This is a genomic window from Sporichthyaceae bacterium (genome assembly GCA_036493475.1).
In the GTDB taxonomy this organism is placed as follows: domain Bacteria; phylum Actinomycetota; class Actinomycetes; order Sporichthyales; family Sporichthyaceae; genus DASQPJ01.
The window spans coordinates 1-1,859 of record DASXPS010000051.1 but is presented as its reverse complement, the minus strand read 5'-3'; the positions used below and the strand labels follow the sequence as shown (position 1 = coordinate 1,859).

The following is a 1,859-nucleotide window of genomic DNA, read 5'->3' as shown; positions in this document are numbered from 1 at the left end:
CTACCAGGTGCCTACCAGGTCATCGTGCTCGACGAGTTGGGCCGCCTCGGGGTGAGCGTGCGATTCACCGACGCCCCACCGCTGGATGACGACTCTTCGCCACCACCACCCCCAGGGTCGACCTGCGGAGAACCCTCGGCGAAAAGCCTCTCCTGCTGCCGGCAGGACCCGCACCGTTCAGACCGGCACCCGGCAGCCACGTTGCCCGCACGCCGGAGTGACCTCGAGGAGGGAAACGTGCGCCGAGACGACGCGAGATCGTGGTTTGTCACCTACCTGATGCGGAAGGTGCGCACCGACACCTACCCCAGCACGACTGATCTCGACCTCATCGAGGCGGTGATCCCGCACCACATGCTCGACGAGTATGTCGAGATTCTCATCGAGAAGGTGGAATCCGCCCGCTTCCCGAGCATTGGCTGCTGCGCCGGATCAACCGCATTATCGAGTGCCTACCGCAGCACGATCCACGAGGCCGATGAAGAACCGGAGGCGGATGCGGTGAAGGCGTGAGGATGTGGTCCTCGCGGCCACGAATCGTCGGGCGGCGCCACGGCCACCCCGGCCAATGGCCTTGCTTTAGTTGATCAACAGTGGGCTGTTGGGTCGGAGGCAGTGGATCTGTAGTCGTCGGGTGACGTGGACGACGCTGGGTCGGTCTTTGCGGGCGGGGAAGTCGCCGGCTTTCTTGGTGGCTCGTGGGCTGGCCCGGTCGGGTCGGTCGCGGACGTGGAAGGCCGGGTCGAGGATCTTGAGCAGGAAGGTGGCCAGGGCCAGGTCAGCCTGGTGAGGGGGGAAAGCCCGCCGTGACCGAATCGGTCGCGGCGGCCAGCGCGTGCGGGAAGCTGATCTTTTCCGGTGGGATGCCGGTGGCGTCGGCCGCGGCGCCGATCAGGGTGTGGATGGCCTGGTAGACCGCGAACAGCGCCCACATCTCCTGGGCCACGCCCTCGGGATCTTTGCTGCGCAGCACCGCCATGCCCGCACCCATGTCGGTTTTGTGGTGCCCGATCACCGTTTCACACTGCCAGCGCATCGGGTAGGCGCCCGCCAGGTCCAACGCGGGGTAGGCCTGGACGTCGAGCAGGTCGGTGACCAGACAGAACAGCTCCGAGGACTCCTCGACATCACCGCCGTGTGCGCTGGTGTGCACCGTGTACTCGATGACCCGCACGGTGATCGCCGGGCCGTCGGCCCGACGGCGCGGGCGCAGCCGGGCCAGGTAGCTGCCATCGCCCAACACTCGGGTCGGGGTCAGCGTGAACGACGCCGAGACCCGCCACAGCAGGTGCGCCCCGGTGGCCAGCACGTCGCGGGCCAGGGTGTGGCACAGAAAGTTGCGGTCGGCCAACACCAGCATCCCGTCGGCGAAGGCGGGCAGCAGGTCGCGGGCGAGGGTCTGCTCCCCGACCGTGTACGGGCCGATCGTGGCCCCGATCAGCGCCCCGGTGCCCGACTCGGCCGCGGCCAGCCACCGGACCTGCGGGAACGCCCCCGCTCGCGACGCGTTCGACGGCCGCCCGAAGTACGCGTCGTTCTCCGTGGTGTCGGGCACGTCGGTGGTGGAGCCGTCCACCGACACCACCCGTAGCCCACAGCAGAACACCCCAGCCACCCCGTCGGCGACGGGGCCGCCGACCGGGCCGGCGACCTCGTCGAACAACATGTGCAGCGGATCGGCGCCCAACCTGGACCGAGCCCGCGCCAGGTTGGAAATATTCGGCGGCCGCCACCGCCGCCCGTCCCCGGCCTGCACCCAGCCGTGCGGGTCGAGCATCCCCTCCAGCAGCTGCTGCCCGCGGCGGCGGTGATACAGCGCGTCCACCAGCTTGACCAGCACCCGCCCATAGCCGCAGTTC

The 1,859-nt window shown here is 69.0% G+C and carries 2 protein-coding genes; one reads left to right on the top strand and one right to left on the bottom strand.

The annotated features are described in order from the left end of the window. Positions 1 to 237 precede the first annotated feature (237 nt). On the top strand, positions 238 to 513 hold the full coding sequence (locus VGJ14_05850) for a hypothetical protein (protein ID HEY2831930.1): 276 nt from the start codon (positions 238 to 240) through the stop codon (positions 511 to 513). 265 nt (positions 514 to 778) lie between these two features. Here VGJ14_05850 and VGJ14_05845 read toward each other — a convergent pair. After that, on the bottom strand, positions 779 to 1,859 hold a 1,081-nt coding region (locus VGJ14_05845; GenBank protein HEY2831929.1), incomplete at its 5' end, for an IS4 family transposase.